Source organism: Arcanobacterium phocae (assembly GCF_900105865.1).
GTDB classification, from domain to species: Bacteria; Actinomycetota; Actinomycetes; order Actinomycetales; family Actinomycetaceae; genus Arcanobacterium; species Arcanobacterium phocae.
This window is the reverse complement of the sequence record NZ_LT629804.1, coordinates 1217610-1236402: the sequence shown is the minus strand read 5'-3', so window position 1 is coordinate 1236402 and position 18793 is coordinate 1217610. Positions and strand designations below refer to the sequence as shown.

Annotated in this window: 15 protein-coding genes; 3 read left to right on the top strand and 12 right to left on the bottom strand. The window is 49.8% G+C overall.

Features of this window, described 5'->3' with window-relative positions:
- Positions 1 to 171 precede the first annotated feature (171 nt).
- The gene (locus tag BLT51_RS05465; RefSeq protein ID WP_091280814.1) at positions 172 to 1740 is read right to left on the bottom strand and encodes an aspartate:alanine exchanger family transporter; all 1569 of its coding nucleotides are present in this window, start codon (positions 1738 to 1740) and stop codon (positions 172 to 174) included.
- An 89-nt stretch (positions 1741 to 1829) separates the two neighbouring features.
- Between BLT51_RS05465 and BLT51_RS05460 the strand changes: the two genes are divergently transcribed.
- Positions 1830 to 3134: an alpha/beta hydrolase gene (locus BLT51_RS05460; RefSeq protein WP_091280813.1), complete on the top strand. Its 1305-nt coding sequence runs from the start codon at positions 1830 to 1832 to the stop codon at positions 3132 to 3134.
- Between the two features lie 22 nt (positions 3135 to 3156).
- On the opposite strand, the gene dhaM is transcribed toward BLT51_RS05460, so the two are convergent.
- Together dhaM and dhaK are read right to left on the bottom strand one after the other, a co-directional pair.
- The gene (dhaM, locus tag BLT51_RS05455; protein WP_091280810.1) at positions 3157 to 3873 is read right to left on the bottom strand and encodes a dihydroxyacetone kinase phosphoryl donor subunit DhaM; all 717 of its coding nucleotides are present in this window, start codon (positions 3871 to 3873) and stop codon (positions 3157 to 3159) included.
- A complete protein-coding gene (gene dhaK, locus BLT51_RS05450; protein ID WP_091282614.1) occupies positions 3870 to 5603 on the bottom strand; it encodes a dihydroxyacetone kinase subunit DhaK in 1734 nt (577 codons plus the stop codon). Before dhaK ends, dhaM begins: the two co-directional genes overlap by 4 nt.
- A gap of 162 nt (positions 5604 to 5765) precedes the next feature.
- Here dhaK and BLT51_RS05445 point away from each other — a divergent pair, with 162 nt between their 5' ends.
- The gene (locus BLT51_RS05445; RefSeq protein ID WP_091280809.1) at positions 5766 to 6932 is read left to right on the top strand and encodes an AI-2E family transporter; all 1167 of its coding nucleotides are present in this window, start codon (positions 5766 to 5768) and stop codon (positions 6930 to 6932) included.
- A 14-nt stretch (positions 6933 to 6946) separates the two neighbouring features.
- Here BLT51_RS05445 and nadE read toward each other — a convergent pair whose 3' ends face one another.
- Entirely contained in the window at positions 6947 to 7777 is an 831-nt protein-coding gene (nadE, locus tag BLT51_RS05440) for an ammonia-dependent NAD(+) synthetase (protein WP_091282612.1), read from the bottom strand.
- Between the two features lie 159 nt (positions 7778 to 7936).
- On the opposite strand from nadE, the gene BLT51_RS05435 reads away from it, so the two are divergent.
- Positions 7937 to 10828: a choice-of-anchor M domain-containing protein gene (locus tag BLT51_RS05435; RefSeq protein WP_091280806.1), complete on the top strand. Its 2892-nt coding sequence runs from the start codon at positions 7937 to 7939 to the stop codon at positions 10826 to 10828.
- Positions 10829 to 10904: 76 nt separating this feature from the next.
- Here the strand turns inward: BLT51_RS05435 and BLT51_RS05430 are convergent, their stop codons facing one another.
- From BLT51_RS05430 to BLT51_RS05400, 8 genes are all read right to left on the bottom strand, one after another.
- On the bottom strand, positions 10905 to 11249 hold the full coding sequence (locus BLT51_RS05430; RefSeq protein ID WP_091280805.1) for a GNAT family N-acetyltransferase: 345 nt from the start codon (positions 11247 to 11249) through the stop codon (positions 10905 to 10907).
- Positions 11250 to 11294: 45 nt separating this feature from the next.
- Entirely contained in the window at positions 11295 to 12281 is a 987-nt protein-coding gene (locus BLT51_RS05425) for a pirin family protein (RefSeq protein WP_091280803.1), read from the bottom strand.
- Positions 12282 to 12308: 27 nt separating this feature from the next.
- Positions 12309 to 13316, bottom strand: coding sequence for an ABC transporter ATP-binding protein (locus BLT51_RS05420; RefSeq protein WP_091280801.1), 1008 nt, complete (start codon positions 13314 to 13316; stop codon positions 12309 to 12311).
- The gene (locus BLT51_RS05415; RefSeq protein ID WP_157672922.1) at positions 13300 to 15705 is read right to left on the bottom strand and encodes a substrate-binding domain-containing protein; all 2406 of its coding nucleotides are present in this window, start codon (positions 15703 to 15705) and stop codon (positions 13300 to 13302) included. Before BLT51_RS05415 ends, BLT51_RS05420 begins: the two co-directional genes overlap by 17 nt.
- Before the next feature lie 91 nt (positions 15706 to 15796).
- Positions 15797 to 17197, bottom strand: coding sequence for an MFS transporter (locus BLT51_RS05410; protein WP_091280795.1), 1401 nt, complete (start codon positions 17195 to 17197; stop codon positions 15797 to 15799).
- 108 nt (positions 17198 to 17305) lie between these two features.
- The gene (locus tag BLT51_RS09295) at positions 17306 to 17413 is read right to left on the bottom strand and encodes a helix-turn-helix domain-containing protein (RefSeq protein WP_231943910.1); all 108 of its coding nucleotides are present in this window, start codon (positions 17411 to 17413) and stop codon (positions 17306 to 17308) included.
- Entirely contained in the window at positions 17382 to 17990 is a 609-nt protein-coding gene (locus tag BLT51_RS05405; RefSeq protein ID WP_231943909.1) for a response regulator transcription factor, read from the bottom strand. Before BLT51_RS05405 ends, BLT51_RS09295 begins: the two co-directional genes overlap by 32 nt.
- Positions 17987 to 18790 carry a sensor histidine kinase gene (locus BLT51_RS05400; protein WP_091280793.1) on the bottom strand — a complete coding sequence of 268 codons (804 nt, stop codon included), beginning with the start codon at positions 18788 to 18790 and terminating at the stop codon, positions 17987 to 17989. Before BLT51_RS05400 ends, BLT51_RS05405 begins: the two co-directional genes overlap by 4 nt.
- Positions 18791 to 18793: the final 3 nt, after the last annotated feature.

The window sequence follows — 18793 nt, the reverse complement described above, 5'->3', positions numbered from 1 at the left end:
GTTGTTCGAACGGGCTTTTTAGCCGCTACCTAGAAATCTAGCGGAAAATCAGCTAAAAACTCGAATTTCTAGGCGTGTTTCGCTAAAAACATAGATTAAGTCACTAACTTTTGACTCCAAATATCACATCTGTCACATCTGTAACGCCACATCTTTGCCTTCAGGACGCAGTCAGAATAAGAGAATAAGCGAAACAAAAATAATCTTCGCAATCATTCCCAGTGCAAAAATCGCCGCATAGCCACTTTCGATTCGTTCGTCATGCACCTTCGACGACGCGAACGCCAAGATAGCAGGCTGCCCGAGGATACCGGCCATAGCACCGGCAGTACGGGGAGCTGACAGTCCCAGCAATCGACCCGCAATCGCTGTCATCCCCACCACTAATATGGCGATACCAGCACCAAGCAAACCAGCTTTAACACCTTGAGCCGTAAATGCTGTATCCGCAAATGCCGGACCTGATGCGATTCCTACTGCTGCTAAGAAAAGTAGCAAACCGAGCTGACGTATCGTTAGATTAGCTGACAACGGCAACTGCCACACCAACGGGCCCGTCCGTTGCAAATTACCCAAGACCATACCGACCAACAATGGACCAGCGGCTGCACCCAAGCTGAACGTTGTTCCGCCCGGCAATGAAATGGCAACCATTCCAACCAGCAAACCAACAGCGAGACCAAGTCCCATTCCGATAGCGTCAACCTCGGAAATCTTACGTTGAGAATTACCAAAATACTTTTCGATAGCCTTTTCTTCCGAACGCGGATAAACAACAGCTATACGATCACCAAGTTCTAACCGCAGATCATCCGAAGCTAGCAATTCAACATCGCCGCGGTGCACTCGGGTGATCATTGCCCCAAACTGAGCAGGCAAATTCAGCGAAGCAATTGATCGACCAGCAAGCGCCTTATGCGAGACAACGAAACTACGGAATCCAACAATAGAGCGGTCATCAGCCAAATGTTCATCAACTACAGAGCCGATAACACCAACTGCGCATTCGACGTCGTCAGGCAAACCAACGACGACCACACGATCCCCTGGCAATAAAACTTCGCCCGGACTAACCACTCGCTGATCGTCACCACGACGCAAGTAAGACATCCGGATACGCTCTTCTTGCCAACCCGGAACTCGACGAATTTCCAGTTTCTGTTCAACGTTGGCAGTAACAGCTGACAAATGTTTTCCTGCTAACGATTCAGTGTCGTTTTTACCGGTCCAGTTCCGTCCAACGATTAAAGCAACAAAAACAATTCCGAAAATAACGCCCATCGGATATGCCAATGAATATCCAACTGCTGGCGCTTCAGTACCAGTAGCTGCTGAAGCCGCAGCAAGAGCAGGAGTATTCGTCGTCGCACCAGCGAAAATACCGACCGAGAAATCCGAGTCAAAGCCCAGGAGTATTCCCCCAGCCACCGTCACAGCAGCCCCCACGAGAAGCACTCCGATCGACGCGATCATCAACTTAGACTGCCGCACAAGATCAGCGAAGAACGTTTGTCCTGCGCTCAAACCTACCGTGTAGACAAAAAGCGCCAGTCCGAGACTCTGAATCATCCCCATTGAATCAGCGATGTCCGGCACGGCATTTCCAATCGCCAGTCCGACGAAAAGCGCACCGGCTGCACCGAGGCGTAACGGACCAAACGGTATAGCCCCAACTATCGTGCCTAAGGCAACAACAACAAAAATGGTTAATAATGGGGATTCAAGCAACAGAGCAGTCACAGCTGGACCTTTCAAAAAGCGCTAAGCGCCACAGTAATTTTTGCGTGGTACTATTCAATTTTATCAATAAACTTTGAGATGATTCGACTATGGACTTTCTTGATCGCCTGGTGCTCGTTGGCATGGTTCCAGCAATAATCATTTACGTTGTGACAGTTTTATTTATTATTGCCGTGTGCCTTCTCACGCTAAAAAAGACGAGCAATGGCTCACGTTTAGGTGGATTAGTGGCACTTGTCGCGGGTCTAGTCATAGCTAGCGCAAGTTGGTTTTACTTTATCGTTTGGCCTGCTCCGTTCCCAGGGCTGGTACCGTGGGAAATATTTATTGCTCTTTTCGCTGCGGTCACGGCGTTGATCGGCATGTTCACGGTACACGGACGCCGTTTCCTTTTAGCTATTATTACTGTCTTTGCCAGCGCCAACACGTACCTCGTCGCTAACTTAACCTACGAAGAATACGCCTCAATAGGGTCGTTTTTTCCGCGTAACATCACCGTAGAAATGTCGTATAACGACTTCCTATCCCGCACCAAACCACCACAAAATCGCTTTCGAGATGTTGGAGCGCTAGTCACTATTCCATTAAAAGGAACAGATTCAGGGCTTAACGCCCGTGACGCATGGGCGTATATTCCCCCAGCCTACTGGACACATCCAGAGCTAGACCTTCCCGTCGTCGTCCTCCTCCATGGAAATCCGGGCTCGCCACAACGCTGGTTCGCGGTTGGAGACGCAGCTATTCCCGCCGATCATTATCAACGCGATCACGACGGCATTTCACCTATTCTTGTTTCTGTTGATGCCACCGGGTCATGGTCAGGGGATCCAGCCTGTGTTGATGGGCCCGAAATCAAAATGCAGACATATCTGGGCCACGATGTCCCGCAACTCATAAAAGAGCGACTGCGAGTAGATCCAGATCAATCGCATTGGACTCTTGCTGGCCTCAGCTACGGCGGTACGTGTTCGCTCCAAGTCGTGACCAATGCGCCTACATCATATGGAGCATTCATTAACCTCTCCGGCTACGAAGAGCCTATGCTCACCACGCATGAAGAAACTGTCAACACCCTTTTTCATGGCGATGAAGACGCCTTCCAAAAGATCAACCCTAAGGATATTTTTGAGCGTGCTATCGCAGACAACGACTCACGATTTTCCGGGATTACTGCTGTCTTTTTAAGCGGCGATGCCGACGTTCGGGCACGCACTGCCCAGCGTCTACTATCTGGTCTCGCCAAAAAAGCTGGGATGGACGTTGACTCACGTATCATTCCTGGTAATCACGGGTATGGTACGTGGCGCAGGGGATTCCAGCAAACCTTTGAGATAGCCGTCAAGCAAGGAGGCTTGCCGAGGGAGAGTAATAAGGACGACGACGCTAGTCGTTAGCGCCGTCGCCCCCCCCATTTATCTAGTCTTCACCAAAACCAGATTCGATCAGCGCGGTGAGCGCAACTAGTGCCTCCGATGCTTGGCGACCACTAGCTTGAAGTTCAATAAGATCTCCTGCTTGTGTTCCTAATCCAGCTAATGCCATCGCAGATGTGGCTGCAGCGTGTTCACCTTGATAAATAACAGTTATCTCTGCATCATATTGGCTCGCAAGGTGTGCGACGCGAGCAGCTGGACGGGCGTGTAAGCCAGCCGCATTGACAACCCGAAGCTGATGGAAAATAGTATCGGCGGAAGGCTGTTGGGGAACGACGCCGATTCCACTGGCAGGTTCGCCGTCGATATGACGTCGTTTAGCGTCTAACGCTGTTCGTGCTTGTTGAGCAACGTCAGCTAAAGCACCACCATTAGACGCCGTTATTGTTGCAGCAAGTGCGCCTTCTACAAACGGCGCGCCTACCATCACAACGTCATCTGGATAGCCAAGGAATTCCAACGCCATATCTGTGGACAAAATTGCGGATCCCAGATCAGTTAACACAACAACGCCATTACCCGATTGTGCTTCTTCGATGGCGTTCATAATAGCCATGGTATCCGTGCCGAATCCGCCGTCAGCGCTACCGGCAGCAATAGCCACGGTTGCAGGCTTATCTGACTGCATTTGACCAATCAGCTCAACGGTCGCTTGCGCCAGTTGAACCGAGTGCGAAACCAGAACTATGCCTACGCTCATCGGTGCTCCTCTACTGCCGAGGCAAGGGCATCAACGATCAGTGCTGCTGAGGCTGCACCCGGATCCATATGCCCTATCGATCGTTCGCCTAGGTAAGATGCTCGCCCTTTCTTCGCTACCATATCCACAGTTTCGTCTCTGCCAGTGAATGCCGCCTGCCGAGCAGCACTAATCGCATCGTGCAACTGAGCGTCCGAATATGCTTCGAGGACGTCTGCTACTGGCATAAGAACATCGAGCATAGTTTTCTCGCCGGCCTCGGCTTTTCCGCGAGCGCGAACCCCGTCAACACCGGCTCGGAATGCAGCTGCTAACGTGGGCACATCGAGTTCTTCTATACCTGCAGTTTCTTGCCCGAAACGGAGGAAGAATGTGCCATAAAGTGGACCAGAAGCTCCGCCCACGCTCGAGACCAATGACATCCCAACTGTCTTACCAATCTCTGTAAAAGAGTCAGGCTGAGATTTTTCAAGTGTCGCATATGCTTGCGTCATTCCGCGCGAAATATTTGTGCCATGGTCCGCATCACCAATGGTCGCATCAAGTTCGGTGAGCTGCTCTTGGTTGTCATTGATAATCTCGGCTGCGATACCAATCCAGCGTTTCATCATCCCAATACTAATGCCGTTGCCAGATGCATGCTCGGCTTGACGAGCCTCATCCTTCATGAACACTTCCGGCTTACCCTTCATCGTTGCCGGAGTCTTAGGACGTTCAAACGACGACGTTGCAGCAGTAGCTTCTCCTCGTGTCAAAGCCGGAGTCGCCACGGGGGCGTCCCAGAGGCGGAGCAGTTCGTCGTCGGCGCGAAGCAAAGTTAACGAGCATCCAGCCATGTCCAGTGACGTGATGTAATTGCCGACGAGGTTGCGAACCACCCGTACCCCGCGTTCGGCCAGCAACCGTTCTACTTCCCCGTACATAACATAGAGTTCGATCAGCGGAGTAGCGCCCATGCCATTGAGCATGGCTATCACTGGCGAATCCGTAAAATCAAGGTCCGCGAGGATTGCCTCTACTAGATCGGATGCGATCCCATGGGCGTCTTTCATTCCGATGCGATGGCGTCCAGGTTCGCCATGGATGCCCACTCCCATTTCGATTTCGTCATCGGGCAGATCAAAGGATGGTTTTCCTACGGCGGGTAGTGTGACGGATGATAGTGCAACTCCCATTGAGCGACCATTCTCAATCACCTGCTGTGCTATCTGGGTAACCTGTTGCAGACCTTGTCCTTCTTCTGCCGCAGCTCCCGCGATCTTTTCGAGTAAAACGGTCAGTCCAACGCCGCGCCGTCCTGCAGTAAAGGAAGAATCTTCTACCGCAACGTCATCGTTGACGACGACGCTCTCCACCTGCACGCCTTCAGCTTGGGCAAGTTCGGCAGCCATTTCAAAGTTTAAAACATCACCAGTATAGTTTTTGATAATAAGCAGGACGCCTTGACCACCATCGACGCCCGCAATAGCAGCACTAACTTGGTCTGGGGTGGGAGATGTAAAAATCTCTCCCGCTACAGCAGCGTCTAACATCCCCGTCCCAACAAATCCGCCATGCAATGGTTCGTGTCCAGAACCACCGCCAGATACTAGCGCGACTTTCTTCTGCGACGCGCTAGCACGAAATATGATGCGCTTATCCTGATCTATCCGTAGCTGTGTGTGCGCGACTGACATTCCTCGCAAGGCATCTGTGACGACGTTCCTCGGGTCATTGATCAACTTTTTCATGAGCACCTGCTTCATTGCTGATTTTGTGATTTCCCTTTCATTCTCCTCTACTATGAGGCGAAGAGCAAGTACCTGTAGCATGGCCTAAAGTTTCATTCAGACATTCGCTATAGTTTTATTAGATGAGCGTTCGTAGGTCAGCTCAGTATTTAGGAGTAGCTAATGAGGAAACGGACAGAAGCGCATTCTCAACCTCAACTGCCGGTAGAAAAGCAAACGTGGAGTACCATCGTTGGTCAGCCCGCTCCCCGCTCCTCCGGTATTCCACATTCATTGGTTAAATACGGCCTTGGTGCCTGGTCACTGATCGGAATTGGGCTCGTTATTGCGGCAGTAGTGTATTTATTGGGAATGGTCTATCAAGTCTTCCTCGGTGTCTTTCTTGCTTGCGTTTTAACCGCCGTATTACTCCCAATCGTTAATTGGTTGGAAAAATTCATACCGCGTGCACTGGCAACTGCAGTTGCGGTCATTAGCGGATTCGCAGTAATTGGTGGTCTAGTAACATATATTGTTTTTTCAGTCATCAATCAGTGGAACGCCCTCGCCCGGCAGTTCACAAATGGCGTCGATAATATCGTCACCATGCTCACCGATGGATCGCTACCATTCAAGGTTCATCGATCGCAACTGCTCGACGTCGTCTCTGATGCGCTTCAACAAGGCACGCGTTACGCGCAAGATCACGCTGGTTCGATCGCCCAAACTGTTTTGTCTAATGCTAGTCAGCTAGCAATTATTGTCACAGTGATCGCGCTAGCAATTTTTATTACGGTATTTCTGCTGGCATCAGGAGAATCCATGTGGCAGTGGTTCCTAGATTTAGTGCCACAGCACAAACGCGAACGCGTCAATAAAGGTGCCCTTGCCGGCTGGTCAGCGTTCTCTGGATATGCCGCCGGAACAGTGATTATCGCCGTCACTAACGGCGGTCTCTCTTTCATTTTCTTATGGATTTTGGATCTTCCGCTTGCTGCTCCGTTGGCAGTACTTGTCATGCTTGGAACCTTTATTCCACTCGTCGGAGCACCTACCGCGATGCTGGTAGCAATGTTTGTTGGCTTAGCTACTGACGGTTTAACAATGTTCATCATTGTCGGTGTTGGTATCGCTGCTATTGGCCAAATTGAAGGTCACCTTTTGCAGCCTCTTATTATGGGAAAGAAGGTCTCTGTACACCCTGTTGGCGTAGCTATCGGCGTGGCAGCGGGCGGATTTGCTGGCGGGCTTATGGGCGCAGTTATTGCAATTCCGTTGATCGCGATTATTTGGTCAGTTTATAAGACATTGCGCACTCCACAATTGGAGCACGCAATGTCTGAGCAATAGTCAAAAGAGAGAATTTAGTTCTCTCGCCACCATGTATCACTTGGTTGCACCGGCATAACTCGTTTGTGCTGCGCTCGCACCCAGCGTTGTTCAAGCTTGTTAGCGATCGGCGTCGGTATCTCTTTACCTTCGAGATAGTCGTCAATATGCTCGTAACTCATACCAAGTTCATCTTCATCGGTGCGTCCAGGATTACCGTCAAGTAGATCTGCTGTTGGAGTTTTACGCCATAGGTACTCTGGCGCTCCCAGATACTGAGCAAGTGAGCGAACTTGCCGTTTGTTCAAACCAGCAAGTGGCAGAATATCGGCTGCACCATCACCGAATTTTGTGAAGAATCCAGTGATATTCTCAGCCGCGTGATCAGTGCCAATAACCAATAAGCGTTCGTCGCCAGCGATAGCGAATTGCGCGATCATCCGCATCCGTGCTTTAACATTGCCTTTATTAAAGTCGGTAATTGTTGCAGCCATTCCATCGCTATAGGCGGCTACCATCGCATCGGTAGCCGTTTGTATATTAATCGTGACGGCTTGGTCTGGATTGATCCATTCCACTGCGCCCGTTGCATCTTTTTCATCAGCCTGTACTCCGTATGGCAAACGTACCGCGATGAATCGAGCCTCATAGCCTTCACTGCGGAGCTTCTCGGCGGCTAGTTGAGCGAGTCGCCCACCCAAAGTAGAGTCCACGCCGCCAGAAATCCCCAAAACGAATCCACTTGTATGTGTAGCTCGAACATAGTCACAAAGAAAATCGACTCGAGTTCGGACTTCCTCAGTAGGGTCGATCGTGGGTTTGACTCCCAAAGACGTGATAATTGTGCGCTGTAATTCTGTAGACATAACTGCCAGTCTACCGTGCATTGTGCAATACACGATAACACGTCTTAACTACTTGAGAATAGTTATCATTCCCAATAGAGTTGGGTTTGATAGTGCAGATTTACGGTTGGACTCTCTTCCATAAAAAATGCATGTAAGCATTCGACCAGAAAGTTATGAATGAAACTCAAAAAATTAAAGATGCTAACGACAGCTGTCGTTAGCGCCTTGGCATTGACTACCATGGCACCCATAGCTCATGCAGACGATACAATTACCACGTTTCAAAAATACGCAACTTTAGCTCTTACAAATACCGCAGAAAACGGGGTAAAAGCTGAGCTTCGAGCATCTAACATAACAGCAATTCCAAATCAGTCTGAAATATTCATTGAAAAAACAACACACCAAGAGGACACTCGAGTTCCCAGCGAGATCATTTCCCAAGAACTTGGCGAACCAATAGAGCGGACCGATATCTGGAAGTCTTCCGAATTAGGCTGGTCTGTTGCCGACAAAACTAAACCGGAAACTGACTCATCCACAGCCACACTGTTTTTTAAGCAAGAATCAGGTGAAGGCAAGGTCGCTTTAACTCTTGATGAACTTAATGACGACAGTAAATACCTCCCGGCGCTGAAAAACCCAAATAACGAAACTCGATTCACCCTAGATGACTCTTATGGTTTTACGTTTGAGGATCTGTCAGACACAATCTGGCTAACCACTAAGCCTGGAACATACAAAATCAAGGTCACTGGATATATTAACGGGGAAGATGATAATAATACAGCCATCGAGCCTTTCACCATCACCTTACGTACCGATGACCCAGCACCGAAAGAACAGGAGCCTGAATCTAAGCCTGATCAAAATAATTCAGATAGCGATAATCAAAATAATGGTGCTCTTCTTTTTCGAGGTGGACACCTTGACGTGTTCTATGTGAATACGAATAAAGATGGATCGCTTAATCTTCAAATGAAAGAAGATATCACTGGCCGCTCCGTCCTGCGACCAGCAGATTCTGCGATTTTAGTGATGGGACGCGATTGGTTCACAGAAAACCTCAAGTGGACCAATTTACCAAACGATCTTAAGCATGGATATGTTTCACCAAACCATAAGGCACGTAGCATGCTATACCCAGGGTGGGCTAGCAACGACTACACCAAGGCTGGATACTCTGATCTAGTTTTACACTTCACAGACATACAAGCTCCAACTAATGGTAAAGTTGCAGCTTTCCATTCGAGCCTAGCTGAAGGAATCGCGGAACCTGATCTTAAAGATGGCTCGTTCATTTTAGATTCTGGTTCTGAAATCGCTATAGAACCACTCGGACATAAGCACTTCACTTGGTTATTCACCGAACCCGGCCAGTACAAAATGACAGTAAAGGTTGTGGGCAAAAAGGATGGCAAGCCATTTGAGTCACATGTTGCTACTTATACTTGGTACGCGCAACTCGACGAAAACGACCAGCCAAAAGGAAATCCTACACCAGCTCCCGACAACAATTCAGAATCTACTGACGAGACTTCACCAGATGTTCCAAACGAGCCCGCTCCTTCTGAAGATGGTTTAGTGGCCTTAGACCACGGCCACATTGATCTTTTCAATGTTTCAAATAAAGAGGGAGCATTAGTACTAGAAGCTAAAGAAGACATCACCGGGTCTGGAATTTTGCGTAAGGCAGAGAGCTTCATCCTGCGTGTACAGGATCAAACACTCATGGACATTCCTGCGAAACTCCAAAAATCACTTCCCAAGAGCGGCTACTTCTTAGCTGAAAGTGGCGAAAACCAAAGTAATGTTCTCTTCCCCGGTTGGGATACGATGGGTGTCGCACCAGCATTTAAAGATATCGATATCGAATTTGTTGACGTGCAAGGTCCCGGAAATGTTTTCTTATTCCGCAATGGAGAATTGGGTGGCGGTATACGACCAGCACTCACCTCAAACGAACTCAAGTTGACTGCCGGATCCATGATTCATCAACCATTCCCTGCACACACACACGCTAACTGGTTATTTGAAAAGCCTGGCAAGTACACCATGACAGTGCGGGCTTCTGGCACGCCAGAAGCTGGTGGCGAAAAGGTTGTTTCGAATACTGCAACCTACACGTGGATCGTCGGAACGGAAGAGAAAAAACAAGAAACTCCTGATAACGCCGAGTCGAAAAAGTCTGAAGATAGCTCCAATACTGGCGACAGTTCCACTAATGGCGGTATCAATACACTTCAAGATCCTGCGGCAAACCGCGGAGCTGTTAAGGCCCCGCCTGTCGCCAAATGTTTCCCGAAGGAAATCGGTGGTAATGGAGCTAAAACAGTATTGCCACGTGTTAAAGATGACCGCACAGCCCCAGGCACTTGGCTAGATCCGACGACAGTCCAATTTGCAATTGGTAACGCTGGAAAGTCAACTATTCCAGTGCAAGTTGGTAATGTGCCAGCCGGAAGCTCTGTGTGGATGATTTCTTCCTCTCAGATCCACGGGGTTCCGTGGCTTGGTCTTAATACCCAGCATCCTTCGCTCTCCTCGAATAAAGTAACGAAGACAACCTTCTCACTCTCTTCGTTCTCCGGTCCTGGTGCCATGGAAGTTTTCACTTCTGGCAACTTTGGCGCACTCGGTCAAAAGTGGTTCTCAGCTCAAGGTGGTAGCGGACATGGGACAGTAACACTGAACACTGGTACTCACGTTCATCCAAATTGGGTATTCACTCAGCCAGGACACTACACGGTTGGTTTAACCATGACCTCAACTACCGCAAGTGGGCAAACGTTTACCGGTAATACTACGCTGAATATCAATGTTGGCTCCGGCTCAGGCATTACTGATGGACACTTTGACCTCGGCCCAACCATTGGTGCTGCTGGTTCGAAAACAGTGTGGCTCGATGCCAATGGCAAGCCATGTACTCCGGACGCAAACGATTTGGCAGCAGCCGGCCTCGCAGCAACGGGTGCTGAAGGTACACTGCCAGTCTCGTTGATTTCACTCATGCTCGTTCTGGGTGGCATCGGCGCAGTAACGTACCGTCGCAAGTACTCTGCTCGCTAATCGTCCAGATTAAACCCGAGTAAGGATGTGGCCCCGGTTTTCCGGGGCCACATCCTTATCACTGCATGAATAATTCTCAGAAGGTTTTCATAACAACTTGTTGATCATCCACTGTGGCACCGCGCCACTTTAGGCCATCACCGTGCTTTGCGACCCAATGACGTACCATCGGGCACATCGCCACAATCGTTTTACCAGCCGCATCTGTTTCGTGAAGCGCAACATCAACCAGGTTCCCAGCCAAACCGCGCCCTTCAAGTTCTGGCCGTACTTCGGTATGGAAGAAGATGCGCTCATCGCCGTTATCAACATATTGGGTAAAACCCGCTACCTCAGATTCGTCATAACGGATTGCGTAAAGATTATTTCCCGCTAAGATCTGTACCGGAGTTCCGTTTTTATCAGTTCGTTGTTCAGCCATGGAAGTTCCTTCCTGTAGTGTTCTTTTAGCCGTCGTTGCGTTAGCTTAAATTCTTGTGCTTGGACGCGCATATGGTTCCGGATTGAGGCGTGGGCGGATCACGACATCCGGTAACACCGGTGCCGGTATACGTACTAACCCGGTTGGATCATGGCCGATATAGCCCAGCGTTTTCCCGAAACGTTCACTTTCGTTTTCCCAGGCTTGTCGCATTTCGCCTAGCTCAGCTGAATCTCGTGCCAAAAAATTCCACCACATGACTACCTGCTCCGTGAATGGCTCCCCGCCAATGAGTAGCAGTCGTCCCGGTGTATCTGCAGAGTTTCGGATATGTAAGCGAGAATTACCGATTCCGGTGTAAGCGAGTTCAGTGCGTGCCACTGCAGTTCCGTCCAAATCAATATCTCCGCTATCAACCAGCAAACCGTGTTCGAAAGCTGGATTAACATCAAGAGTGAGAGTTGCATGAGGCTCTACTACAACCTCTGCCCCGACAAGCGGCGTAAACGTTGGAACCGGTGAATCAGAGCCCGCAAGTGTTCCCACAAAAACGCGGACTTGCCCGCCATAGAGTTTGACTACCGGTGGCACATAATGATCAAATCTGCGTTCACCGTGACGTGCTTCTTCTGGTAGCGCCACCCATAACTGGACGCCATGCAAAACAGTGGTGTCTTGGGTGGAAACTTCCGAGTGACAGATACCGTAACCGGCGGTCATAAAGTTCGCTTCACCAGGCAGAACAACGGCATGATTACCACCCGAGTCATGATGGGTGATAGCCCCTTCAAATAGCCATGAGACTGTTTGCAACCCGGTATGGGGATGTGGTGCAACATCCATACCGCCAGTATTGGTAACATTATCTGGCCCATACTGATCGATGAAACACCATGCCCCTATCAACGATCGTTGGCGTTGTGGCAGTGTCCGATAAACCGTCATGGCACGTAGTCCGCCTAACGGGACCTCTCGCGAAGTGATTATTTCTACTGCGACACCATCGGCGCTTGGATCATATGTTTGTGGCATGACGCCATTGTGCCACGTTTTATCATTTTATTTTAATTTTTTAGTATTTCGTTCAGTATCAGCGAACGCCCACGCATATGTGACGACGACGCTGCAGTGCTCACCAATACGCCAAGCTTGCTGTGTCCACACTACCAACGTGCCAATCTCAGTCTCGACTTGCACCACATAGTGCGAACGTGCAAATACACACCCAATAATTTGCCCGGCTGAGTTCACCACGTTCTTATCATCGGTGCCGTTGAGAGCAATCTGCGTTGGTACGACAGCAACAAAATCACCTTGTCCGGCAATAACATCCGCTGGTATTAATGCGCCGGTTTGGTGCGCAGACAAAATATTGGCTACTCCCATAAGCCGTGCTACCTCACGGGTTTGCGGACGCAAGAACAACTCTCCCGGAGTGCCTTGTTGAACTACCCGGCCTTCATCCAGCACTATAATCCGATCCGCGACCAAACAGGCATCGGTAATATCATGGGTGACATACAGAAGCGATAACCCTAAGCGATGAACTTGGCTTATAAGCTCGCGATGAATATCTTCCCTAATAGCAGATTCAATATGAGCTAGTGGCTCATCGAGAAGCAAGACTCGTGGTCGGCGTACCAACGTACGAGCCAGAGCTACCCGCTGAGCTTGCCCACCAGATAGCGTGGCGGGATGCCGCTGCGCCAGTCCAGAAATATTCAAAGATGACATCACAATAGACACCAAATCGTGGCGTTGTTTCTCGCTCTGGCGTGCATCATCGAGCGCAAACTCAATATTTTGTTCAACCGTCATGTCAAACAATGTTGGCCGCTCAAACATGACGCCAGTAGAGCGTTGTTGAACCGGACGAGATGTGATGTCGTCGTCGTCAATGTGCATAGTTCCACCACTGCTAGAAACAAAACCTGCAATCGTGTGGAGCAAAGTTGTTTTCCCAGAACCAGACGGGCCAATAATAGCGACAATTTCGCCGTCGGCAACTGAGAAAGACACCCGGTCTAAGGCTCCCGGAACAGTTAAACAATCAATGTCTAAGCTCATTGCTTTTCCTCATTTCTCGACGACGAGACACAGCCAGTACCCAGCCACCACTTATGATAAGTAGTGCTCCGATACCACCGGTCACTAACGATGTTGCAAACACTTCGCCGAGCTCTCCCCGCTCAGCCAAATTAACTAGATTTGTTGATGACACAACTAAATAAGCTGGCTGAACAAACGCTAGCGTTGCAGTTTGCGTCAGCGTCAGGCCGAACACAATAACAACCAAAGCTACCAGGCGCCCCTTCATCTGCCATAGAACTAACGACAATATCCGCAACCGCACGGCTCCAATGTCACGAGCGATACGCGCGATCGAAGTCATGCGTTTTGTCATCATCACAGCGAAGAAATACGCTAGTGGAACCGCGAGTGCCAGATACGCAATCATCACTGCGATGGTTCCGTTACCTAACGAATACCCTCCCACCAACGCCGGGAATACCATAACTCCATCAATGTGGAAAGAGCGCCGGAATAGCAGAGTGAGGAGGAGTCCGATGGCTATCGGCGCGCTCAGCAAGAGGCATACTAGCGAGCCACGAACTAACGGTAAATTTTTCCATTCGTGGATAGCTAATGCTACCCCAATTAACACGGCAACAAGAGTCACAGTAAAACTCAGCCATAGTTTCATCCCAATACGAGACAAAACGTCTCCTGGCACAGTGGCAAAATCTGACGATAACAACATAACAATCACGATGTAGCACACGATGGCAAGCCAACCGGCACCTACCACATATAGCCAGCGGCGCTGACGTCTGAAATAACGATCGATAAATGCACCAGCCCGCGCTGAATATTCACTCTCAATTTGTTCACGCGCTACAGATTGATTCCGCTTACCCACATACCAAGCTACGATGCCACCACTGATAGCAATGAGAAGGCATACTGCCAAGGTCGTATAAACATAAATGTTTGAGCTCACTGCACCAAGTACCATGTCGATAAAGAGGTGATCGCGTCCTCCATATACTGCACCAGCAGAATTATCTGATATGAGCCACAAAGAAGTCGCCACAACGCTGATGCAACCGCTTGTAACTAACCGCGGCAGATAAAGTGAGCGGAGAGCAGAACGAGGATCAGCACCTGCATTAGCTGCGGCCATCACATGCTCAGTTCCAAGATCTGAGGTAAAAACAACACACACAAGAAATGCTACCGGCGTCGCATACAAAGCAAATGTCAGTATCAGAACGAGCGATCCGTATGGGGCAATCGGGATCGGACCAACAGTTAATGCAGATGCAATCGCAAGCGACGGAAACAAAATAGGTATGCTCGCACCGGAAATAACTGCTAACCGGTATCGGCTACTTATGCGATACAACAAGGCAAGCAATGCTCCTACTAGTGCGGCACACACTGAACTAATGAGGCTAATCCATGTGGATCTGATAAGCGGACCAGCAACGCCATGGGGGTACATAACGTTTTCAGCAAAACTACTCACTAGTGAGTGTCTGATATTAGCGCTGTGCTCTAGCTCTGTAGTAAACACTGGCACATCGAGTTTTGCTAATCGGGTATAAAGGTTATTATCCAGCTCAGTAGAGATCGGATTTTGCTGCTCAGAATCTACTAAAACTTCCTGCCCACGAGCCGAAATTATGTAGCGAAGAAAATCCCGTCCGGCTGTGGTGCGTCCGTTTGCCAGCACAGCTCCAGCTCCTACCTCATATCCAGTGCCATCTGCCGGAATAATCAGTTGTGGAGCGTGCGGATTCCCTGGGTCTGCAGGACAGTAGGCTTCAAATGTTACCGCGACATCAGCACGTCCGATACCGACAAGGTGTGCCGGAACGGTTCCGGAAGCAGTGTACGTCGTCGTCTTCGAATGCAACTGAGACAAATAGGTGCTATCTGCCCCACGACCTTCTTGAACACTGAGCATAGTGGCTGCTGTGCCAGACGAAAACGGCAACGGCAAAGCGATACGACCCGAGTAGTGCGCGAGTTCATCCCACGTGTGCGGAGCAGCAACATTCGCCCGCGCACAAAACGCGAGAACTCCCCCATACGTTCCCACCCAAGTATCGGTTAACATCGTTGACGGGATCGCATAGGTATCAAGCTGATGAGGTTCAAGCAAGCCGTCACGATCAGCCAAAATATAAGCTTCCGCAGGGCCACCTATCCACACATCAAATTCTGACTTTTGACCTCCCGAGCGAACGTATGCCAGTGCCTCAGACGTTGGCATACGAACCATTTGAGCGTCTAATCCGCTGTACTTAACGTAGTCGTTAACCAGATTTTCGCAGGTTCTTTCATTATTCGAGCACAGTACCATCACGTGCGGATCAAAATTATGAATAAGAGTTATGCCGATGATACCCATCACAAAAACAATGACCCCAGCAATGATCCGTGGCGTCATTCTTCTCATCCATAACGATCTCATAGTAATTAGTATAAGAAACTAGGGGCCTGCGCGAATGGCAGACCCCTAGTTACTGAGAGAAAAGTGATCAGTTATTTCGTGCGTCTTCACGAGCTTGATGTTCTGCCATCAAACGACGCTCGTCTTTACCGACGATCCACATGAGAATCAAGGACAAAACGACCACACCGAGGAGTACCGCGAAGGTGACATCCCAACCGAAGTAGTGGATGAGGATACCAACACCAGACGAGGCAAGTGTTGCACCGAGGAGGTAACCAAAAAGCCCAGTAAATCCGGCGGCAGTTCCAGCAACATTACGTGGCGAGAGGTCAATTGCTTGCAGACCAATAAGCATAACCGGTCCATAGATCAAGCCACCGATAACACCAATAAGGATGTAGAAGATCCATAGCGGAGCAGTGTTTGGAATCAACCAGTAAAGAGCAATAGCAATGCCAACGCCGCCTAAGAACAATAAGCCTGCTCCGGCGCGCCAGCCCTTAAACACCTTGTCCGAAACCCAACCGCACAAAACAGTTCCAATGATGCCGGCGCCTTCGTAGATAGCAAATCCAATGATGCCTTCTTTGATATTAACGCCGTGAATTTCTTGGGTTAAGTAAACTGGAATCCAGTTCAATACGCCATAACGCAGGGTGTAGACAAACACGTTTGTAATCGCAAGCAGAACAATAACACGGTTGGTGAGAACATGCTTGAAGAGCATGTCTTTCCAGGTCAGACCTTCGGTGTCAACGATTTCAACCTTGGCCGGATCGTCGCGGTATTCTTCAATAGTTGGCAAGCCAACTGCTTCTGGACGGTCATAAATCAGTACGAACGCGATTGCTGCAATGACTAGAGCAACAATTGCTGGTGCCCAGAATGCAGGTGTCCAGTCAGCCTTGGACGATGCGAAGTGCCCAAGTGCCCACGCTGCGATGAGACCTACGCCAGCGCCACCGACGTTGTGCGCACAGTTCCAGATCGAGGTCTTCCAGCCACGCTCTTTGGTGGAGAACCAGTGCACGAGAACGCGACCTGATGGAGGCCAGCCCATACCTTGGAACCAGCCGTTAATAAACATAACTGTCGCAAACAGGGTGACTGAAGCGGATAGAACTGGTACGAAAGCAATCAAGAGATTCATGACTGCGGACAATGCTAGACCGAGTGGAAGGAAGTATTTCGCGTTCGACCGGTCCGATAGCATCGCCATAAAGAATTTCGATAGTCCATAGGAGAAGAGCACTGCGTTAGAAACAATTCCGATGCCAACGGTGTTCATCAGATCGTTTTCTTGCAGAATCGCAGCTACTAGTGAGACGTTGTTTCGGATAAGGTAAAAACCGGCGTAACCCAGGAAAATACCCATGAATACTTGTAGCCGCATCCGGGTATAAACAGATTTAATTTTTTCCGGTGGGAGAGGTTTTGCTTTAGGTGGCGCTGCTAAAAAGCTAAGCGGTCCCGATTGCATGGACATGGTTGACCTCCGAGGATCTTCATTGATGACTCTGATAAGCCCATCGTAGAGACAACGAAGTAACACCGATGGTCACTAGGGTCACACTTGGTAACACGCTGTTACCAATCAGATTGTGAGCGAATATCCTAGCCCACGATGACTACGGATGCAGCCGGGATCGATCCCCACTGCCTCGAGGTGTTTACGAAGCCGGTAAATAGTTGTTTTCACCATTTCCCGGCCCCCCTGCCCCAGTGTTCGGACCCCACGCTGCTGTGACTAAATCCCGGGTGGTAACGACGTCGTTCGCATGTTTCGCCAACGCCCCTAAAAGCGCAACTTCAGCTTGACTCTCCGTTACCAAAATACCGTTAAACCACGCACGATTCGTGCGATTGTCAACACGAACTGGCCCATATAGTTGTTCATCTTTGTCACTATGTTGTGCCAGCCGGCGGACGATGGCTTGCGCACGCAAAGCCAGTTCGCGAGGGCTGAAAGGTTTCGTGACGTAGTCGTCTGCACCTGCTTCTAAGCCGGCAATACGGTCAGATTCTTGTCCGAGTGCAGTCAGTAAAATGATCGGAGTCATCATTCCAGCGGCGCGCATTCGCCGGGTAATATCGATTCCGGATCCTCGAGGCATCAGTACATCAAGTACGACTAGATCATAGTGATTGTGTTGCAATAGCTCCCAAGCCACAACCGGCGTCGTCGCGCTGTCACAAACAAAATCCTGCGTTTCTAGCGCAAACGTTACGATTGAAACCATTTGCGTTTCATCGTCGACGACGAGCGCACATGGTTTCATTGTTCCTCCTTAAACCCCGATGGCAGTATGACATGTATAGCAGTGCCATGCATCGATAGCGAATCCACTAAGATCGTTCCACCATGAGCCTGAACGATATGTTGAGCTACCATCATACCGATTCCAGTACCAGGACGGCGAGAAGACCCGGTGCGGAAAGCGTCAAACATATGTTCTTGATCTTCCACTGAGATTCCCTCGCCGTCGTCAGAAACAATCAGTAACGCTCCGCCGCCCTCGGCGTTTCGGACCCGAACGGTAACGGTAGCATTCGGCCCGGCATGACGGGTGGCATTATTGACTAGATTCCACACGAGTTGCCGAATGAGCCCGGGATCTGCCCATATCGGAAGAAGCCCGCCAGCGGCATCCACATGGATCGGAACGTTGGTGATTCGCCGCATGTGACGCGCTGTCTGTGCGACTATTGCGCGCACGTCTACGTTTTCGCGTTCTAGTGGCAGTGCAGAGTTGAGCCGAGCATCGATGAGGAAGTTTTCCGAAATGTTGATAACTTGGGTTGTATTTTCGGTAATTGTGGTGACGAACGTTCGCTGCTGATCAGTCAATGGGCCAGCTAGGCCTTCAGCTAGCAGCTCTGCCGCTCCGTTAATCAGTGCCAGCGGCGTGCGAATTTCATGAGAAATAATTGCGGGACGTTCTTTGCGCGAAGCGATATCAGCGCGGAGCTGAGCATTTACCTGTTTGCATCGGCGCCAGCTGATAGCTAATAACGTTATGGTCGCGAGTGCAAGAAGCAATGCGAGTGCAAGGACGATCGTCAGCCGCGGGATGTTCATAGG